The 6,893-nt window shown below is 64.9% G+C and carries 5 protein-coding genes; all 5 read left to right on the forward strand.

All coding sequences use genetic code 11. The annotated features are described in order from the left end of the window. Window positions 1-155: 155 nt before the first annotated feature. The 5 genes from AC6UAL_RS06420 (at window position 156) to AC6UAL_RS06440 (ending at window position 6,582) form a co-directional block, all read left to right on the forward strand. Window positions 156-1,232 (forward strand): polysaccharide deacetylase family protein, encoded by a 1,077-nt coding sequence (locus tag AC6UAL_RS06420; protein WP_500682548.1) that lies wholly within the window; start codon window positions 156-158, stop codon window positions 1,230-1,232. Window positions 1,233-1,274: 42 nt separating this feature from the next. Next, window positions 1,275-2,810: a uroporphyrinogen-III C-methyltransferase gene (gene cobA, locus AC6UAL_RS06425; protein WP_500682549.1), complete on the forward strand. Its 1,536-nt coding sequence runs from the start codon at window positions 1,275-1,277 to the stop codon at window positions 2,808-2,810. Between the two features lie 16 nt (window positions 2,811-2,826). Beyond that, window positions 2,827-3,936: a glutamyl-tRNA reductase gene (gene hemA / locus AC6UAL_RS06430; protein WP_500682550.1), complete on the forward strand. Its 1,110-nt coding sequence runs from the start codon at window positions 2,827-2,829 to the stop codon at window positions 3,934-3,936. Window positions 3,937-4,001: 65 nt separating this feature from the next. Next, window positions 4,002-4,646 (forward strand): hypothetical protein, encoded by a 645-nt coding sequence (locus AC6UAL_RS06435; RefSeq protein ID WP_500682551.1) that lies wholly within the window; start codon window positions 4,002-4,004, stop codon window positions 4,644-4,646. Between the two features lie 310 nt (window positions 4,647-4,956). Beyond that, window positions 4,957-6,582 (forward strand): class I tRNA ligase family protein, encoded by a 1,626-nt coding sequence (locus AC6UAL_RS06440; RefSeq protein ID WP_500682552.1) that lies wholly within the window; start codon window positions 4,957-4,959, stop codon window positions 6,580-6,582. Window positions 6,583-6,893 lie beyond the last annotated feature (311 nt).

The raw sequence follows: 6,893 nt of genomic DNA on the forward strand, positions 1-6,893 counted from the left end.
TCGGGGAAAGCAGCGATACAGCGGCCCGACGGACACCGCATCGCCGGAGACTCCGCGCGACGCATGTGACAGCGAAAAGGTTTGCCAAAGACGCGACAAAAGCGTACAATGGCGCGCGACGCACCCGCACCGGGTGCCGCATCTGCATCACAGCTATGAATAAATCCTTTTTCCTTGTCGCCTTCGTCGCCGTCTTGGGGCTCAGCTGCTGCGTCTCTCAGAGCCGGCAGGATCAGCAAACCGATCAGGTCGAGACGGACAGCTCGAAGACTCAGGGCGAGACGCCGAATGCATCCGGCGTCCGAACTCCCGGCTCCAAGACTCCCTCCGTCAAACCCGGCAAACCCTACACCTACGTGCCCTCTTTCCCCGGGCGGCGCATCAGCCGCGTCTCCGTGCCCGGCAAGTATGTCGCGCTCACCTTTGACGACGGCCCCCACGTGACCCACACGCCGCACATCCTCGACGTGCTGGCTCGCCACAATGCCCGCGCCACCTTCTTCGTGCTTGGTCAGCGCGCCGCGCAGCACCCTGAAATCCTGAGCCGCGCCGTCTCTCAGGGCTGTGAAATCGGCTCGCACACATGGTCGCACATCAACATGGCGCGCAGCAGTCAGGAGACAATCAAGAACGAGCTCGACCGCACGGCGTCCGTGATTTCGCAGGCCACGGGGCGTGCTCCGCGCGTTGTGCGTCCCCCCTACGGTGCCGGCGGCACAAGCGTTGTCAACTACATCTACGACCTCTACGGTGCGCCTTCCATCCTCTGGGATGTCGACACGAATGACTGGCGCAAACCCGGCGTGCAGACTGTCATCAACCGCGCCGTCAACAGTGCGAGGCCGGGCTCCATCATTCTGGTGCACGACATACACGGCTCAACGGCTGCCGCCGTCGAGGGCATTGTCACCGGCCTGCAACAGCGCGGTTACACCCTCGTGACGGTCTCCGAGCTTATCGCCATGGGGCGCCGCGCCGCTCTCGAGGCCGGCAAGACCCCCGCCGCTCCGTCGGCTCCCGCAGCGCCTACCGCTCCCGCAGCGCCTACCGCTCCCGCGACTCCGTCTGCTCCTACCGCTCCCGCCGTTGTTCCGGCTCCTGCGGCTCCTCCGGTGCTGCCTGCGGCACCCGAGACGCCGTCGGCTCCCGTCGCTCCTGCCGCTTCCGCCGCCAACACCGCATTCGCCTCTCCGACGGCAGCGGTGATTGCGGGCTCATCCGCCGCGCTCTGAGCCGGAGATTCGGCTTCCCCTTCACCCACCCATCCTCCCACCATGAAAGCTGAGAACAAGACACCCGGTAAGGTCTGCCTCGTCGGTGCGGGCCCCGGAGATCCGGGACTCATGACGCTGCGGGGCAAGGAGCTCGTCGAGCGGGCCGACTGCCTCGTTTACGACGCCCTCGTGCCCGCGTCCGTTCTGGCTTGGGCCTCGCCGGACTGCGAGAAAATCTACGTCGGCAAGCGCTCGGGCGTGCACGCCATGCCCCAGTCTCAAATCAACGAGCTGCTCGTGACCTGCGCCTCGCGCCACGCCTGTACCGTGCGGCTCAAGGGCGGAGACCCCTACGTCTTCGGTCGCGGCGGCGAGGAAGCCGCAGCCCTGTATGCGGCGGGAGTTCCCTTTGAAGTGGTGCCGGGCATCAGCTCTGCCATTGCCGGGCCCGCCCTCGCCGGCATTCCCGTCACCCATCGGGCCCACTGCACCCAGTTTACCGTTTTTACCGGGCACGAAGATGCGGCCAAGACCGAGTCGACACTCGACATTCAGGGCATAGCCGCGGCCAAGGGAACCAAAGTCATGCTCATGGGCATGAGCCGCCTGCGCCGCACGCTCGACGCTTTGCTCGAGGCGGGGCAGGACGCCGACACGCCTGCCGCCGCCGTTCAATGGGCGGCCACGGGAAGGCAGCGCAGCGTCTCGGCCACGGTCGCGACCTTGGCCGACGCCGTTGAAGAGGCCGGCATCGGCTCGCCTGCCGTCGTCGTCATCGGCGAAGTCGTCAGCGAGATGCCTCGGCTCGATTGGCGCAGCCGCCTGCCTCTGGCCGGGCGGCGCATCGTCGTCACCCGCACGCGCGAGCAAGCCGGCAGCTTGGTCGCGCAGCTCGCCGAGCTCGGCGCCGACGCCATTGAGCTGCCCACCATACGCATTACCGATCCGAGCGATCGGCGCGACTTCGCGCAAGCCGTCGTCGACAGCCCGCACTACGACTGGCTCATCTTCTCCAGCCCCAACGGCGTCAAACGCTTCTTCCGCGCCTTCTTCGCCGTCTATCAGGACATCCGAGAGCTCGGCGGCGCGCGCATCGCCGCCGTGGGCCCCGCCACGGCGGCGGAGCTCAAGAAGGTGGGGCTCATGGTCGACGTCATGCCCAAAAAGGCCGTGGCCGAAGAGCTCATCGCCGAGTTTGACCGCAAGGCCGACGAGTTCGGCGGGGTCGCCAACGTCACCATGCTCTGGGTGCACAGCGAGAAAGGTCGCTCCGTCGTCTACGACGAACTCATGAAGCGCCAGGCCATCGTCGATGAGTGCATCGCGTACAACACCGTCCCCGAGACCGACGACACCACGGGCGCACAGGCTCGCTTGCGCGACGAGGGCGCCGACTTCATCACCTTCACCAGCTCCAGCACCGTGCACAACTACATGGCTCTCGGCTTGGGCATCCCCGAAGGCTGCCGCATCGTCAGCATCGGCCCGGTGACCACCGGCACCCTGCGCGAATACGGCCTTAGCCCGGCCGCCGAGGCTGAAAGCCACGACATCCCCGGCCTCGTGCAGGCCATACGCCGCCTCTGCGAAGGCTGATGCCCCCTTGCCGCCCATGCACAAGGCCGTCACGAATGCTGCGTTGCCCGACGAGCGGACCCCCCTGACGCTGGTCTGCCTCGGCCTCAACCACCGCACGGCTCCCGTGGCCGTGCGCGAACAGTTTTCCGTGCCCAAAACCTACCTGCCTCAGGCCGTCGCCGAACTCATGGCGCTGGACTCGGTCGCCGAGTGCGTTTTGCTCTCGACCTGCAACCGCACCGAAGTCTACCTCTGGACGCCCGAGTGCGGCGCTGCCGTCGATGAGGTGCTGCGCCACTTCCTCGGTGCGCGTCCCGATGCGCAGACCGCTGCCTGTTTTTACCGCTACGAAGCCCAAGAGGCTCTCACGCACCTCGCCTGCGTCGCTGCCGGACTCGATTCGATGGTCATCGGCGAGACGGAAATCTTCGGCCAGCTCAAGCAAGCCTACCGCACCGCGCTGGAGGCGGGTGCGACGCACCGCTCGGCCAACCCCACCTTTCAGCACGTCTTCAGCATCGGCAAGAAGGTGAGAAGCCTCACGCAGATCACCTCGGGCCCGACCTCCGTCGGCGCCGCTGCGGTGCAGATGGCTCAGGATATCCTCGGGCAGCTTTCCGGCGCCAACGTGCTCGTCGTCGGGGCAGGGGATGTGGCTCGCAGCACGGCGCAGAGCCTCTGCTCGCGCGGAGCCGAGAGCGTCTTTGTGGCCAACCGCTCCTACGATCGGGCGGTCGAGTTGGCGCATCAGGTCGGCGGCAAAGTCATACGCTTCAGCGAGTGGATTCCCTACATGGCGCAGATCGACATCGTGATTGTCTCCACCGCTGCACCCGTCTACGTCGTCAACCCCGACGTTCTGGAAGGTATTCAGGAGCGCCGCGACGGACGCCCTCTCTTCTTCATCGACCTCTCGGTGCCGCGCAACGTCAACCCCGACTGCGCGGGCGTCCCCGGGGTGCACGTGTACGACATCGACGCCCTTCAGGCCATGGCGGAGCACACCCACAGCGCCCGCGCCGCCGAGGTGCGGAAGGCTCAGAGCCTGATCGATGACTGGGTGGCGGACAACGCAGCAGACCTCCTTCAACAGCCCGCGCCGAGCGCCGTCCGCACGCCCGCTGCGGACGAAAAACGACCGTGAGGCTGCTGCCCGCCCGTGAAAAATAATACCTCCGCCAAGAATTATTCAACGAAATGGAGGCTGCCGTGTCTAAAAGTCAGACGCAGATGAATCAGGAAGAGAGGATGAGTGAGGAAAAAATAACTAACGGGGAGACCGATGGTGAAACACGTCTCGTGGCTTTGCTTGCCGCGCTGAGGCTTGAGCCGACGCCGGAGGCCGATTTTGAGGAGCGTTTCATCTATGACCTCCACGAGCGCATCGTTCGCGACGCCGTTTGCTGCCCCGTTCGCTTCCGCCTGTTCGATCATCTCCGCCAGTTCATTGTCCGCCGCCGCGTGGCCTGCGGGGCTTCCACTCTCGGTTTCGGTGCCTTGGTCATGGGCTGTTTCGCCCTCTTCACGGATGAGTCGGAGCCGGCGGCGGCCTTCGCTGCTGCGCCGACCTCGGCGTCGTCGAAGTCGTCCTCGGCTTACGAGGAGAGCTTGGCCGGGTTGGCTCCGTCGCGAGACGCCGACGTGCAGCACTGCACCTCCATTTCCGTCAACCGCGTGTCCAACAGTCTCCTGAATGAGGATTCGGTCATGGCTGCGGATTGGTTTTCGCCGGAGCAGGAGGATCATATCTTTGCCTCCGACAGTGTTTTTTCATCCGTTTTGACTTCGAAGGGCGCGGTGAGCCCCGTCTCGATTCCGCGAATCCTCTCGCCGTCCGTGCGCGGCGTGTGGTGAAGCGAACAGTTTTTTCATCCAAAGAGTTGTAGAGTTGTTGTTTCGGGCGCGAACTCCGGTTCGCGCCCGTTCACGTTGCGGGGCGGAGCTCAACAAAGCCCCCGCGATCGGCGGCGAAGGCTCGCGATGGGCTCAAGCCGATACGGCTGAGCCTCCGCGGCCGCAGAGGAGCCGCAAGGCCGCAGAAGGGCAGCAAGGCCGCACGGCCGAGCCGCCGAGCCTCTCGGCGCGGGAAAACACCCTCGGCGTGCGAAAGCAGAGCAGGATTGCCCTTGCGTTGCCTGCCGCCCTGTGTTACAATCGCCGCACCATGTTTTACATCACGACTGCTATTGATTATACGAACGGTGCACCGCACATCGGGCACGCCTATGAGAAAGTCCTTGCGGACGTCCTGGCGCGCTGGAAGCGAATGTGCGGCGAGGAGGTCTACTTCCTCACCGGCGTGGATCAGCACGGCCAGAAAGTGCAGCAGAAGTCGGAGCAGGCAGGCATCACGCCCCAAGCCTACGCGGACATGGTCACCGAGAAATTCCTCGCCCTCTGGCAGCGCCTCGGCCTCTCCAACGACGGATGGGCCGCCACGACCGACCCGCGCCACGAGCGCTGCGTGCAGAATATCCTCAACAGCCTCAAAGACAAGGGCTGCCTCTACAAAAAGGCCTACAAGGGCTTCTACTCCGTCCGCCAAGAGCAGTTCCTCACCGACAAGGAGCGCGGCGAGGACGGCAACTTCGGCCCCGAGTGGGGCGAAGTCATCGAGCTGGAGGAGGAGAACTGGTACTTCAACCTCAGTCAGCACGTCGCTTGGCTCAAGAGCTACGTGACCGCGCACCCCGAGGTCGTCACCCCCGAGTTCCGCCGTCAGGACCTGCTGCAGGCCATCGAACGCGCCGTCGGCAACGACCTCTGCATCAGCCGCCCCAAAGAGCGCCTCAGCTGGGGCATTCCTCTGCCCTTTGACCCGGACTTCGTCACCTACGTCTGGTTCGACGCGCTCATCAACTACATCTCCTTTGCGGGCTACCTCGCCGACGGCGACGACACTCTGCCCGACTTCAAGCGCCTCTGGCCCGCCGTCTGCGAAGTCATCGGCAAAGACATCCTCGTGCCCGCTCACGGCATCTACTGGCTCTGCATGCTGCACGCCATGGGCTTTGCCGACGATGAGATGCCCCGCCTGCTGGTGCACGGCTGGCTCAACATCAAGGGCGAAAAAATGTCCAAATCGCTCGGCAACATCGTCGACCCGAACGACCTCTGCGACACCTTCGGCGCCGAGGCGCTGCGCTACTACCTCGTCCGCGACACCAAGACGGGCTACGACAGCGACTACGATCCCGAGCGCCTCAAGATGATCTACAACACCGAGCTGGCCAACGACATCGGCAACCTCGTCAACCGCTCCCTCAACATGTGCGTGCGCTACTGCGACGGCACCGTCAGCCTCGGCAGCGACGACGACGAGCTCTCCGCCGCCCTGCGCGACGGCCTGGCCAACACCGAGCGCAAGTTCATCGAATGCATGGACGCCTACAACACGGCCGATGCCCTCGGCGCTCTCAACGCTCAGGTCGGCCTCTGCAACAGCTACATCGAGCAGAAGCAGCCCTGGGCCCTCGCCAAGGATGAGAGCAAGCTGCCTGAGCTGCAGCGCGTGTTGGCGCACCTGCTGGAGAACTGCACGCACGTCGGCTACCTGTTGGCCTGCGTGCTGCCCGACGCCTCCAAGCGCATCCTCGACCAGCTGCAGTTTGACCCCGCCGGCCTCACCCCGCAGAGCCTGCACTGGGGTCTGCTCGCCGACGGCCACAAGGTGCAGGCCCCCAGCCCGGTCTTCCCCCGCATCCTCTCCGAAGAAGAGAAAGCCAAGATGGCCGCCAAGGCCGCCAAGGCTGCGGCCAAAGCCGCACGCAAGGCCGCCGAGCAGCAGTAAGCCGCTCGGCGCCTTCCTCGGGACGCCGCTCGAATGCCGAGCGAATGCGCCGGAGGGGCGGAACTCCTGATACGCGCACGGAAGCGCCCCGCGATTCAACGCGGGTCTTTCCGTGCGCGTTCGTATTTTGCGGTGCGCACGGCATTGGCGTCACCGCCCCGCCGCGCCGCCCTCGCTGCACCTGCGCACCGCGCCTGATGAACCCTTTAACCGTTTAACCGTTTACAGGCAGGAGGGTCTGTTTCAGATCCGCTGAGGCTTTGAACAGCCTCGGATGACAAAAAAAGTAGCAATTCAGCCTTGCTTGTCTT

The organism is Candidatus Parakkermansia intestinigallinarum (genome assembly GCF_944389695.1).
Taxonomy (GTDB): Bacteria; Verrucomicrobiota; Verrucomicrobiia; order Verrucomicrobiales; family Akkermansiaceae; genus Akkermansia; species Akkermansia intestinigallinarum.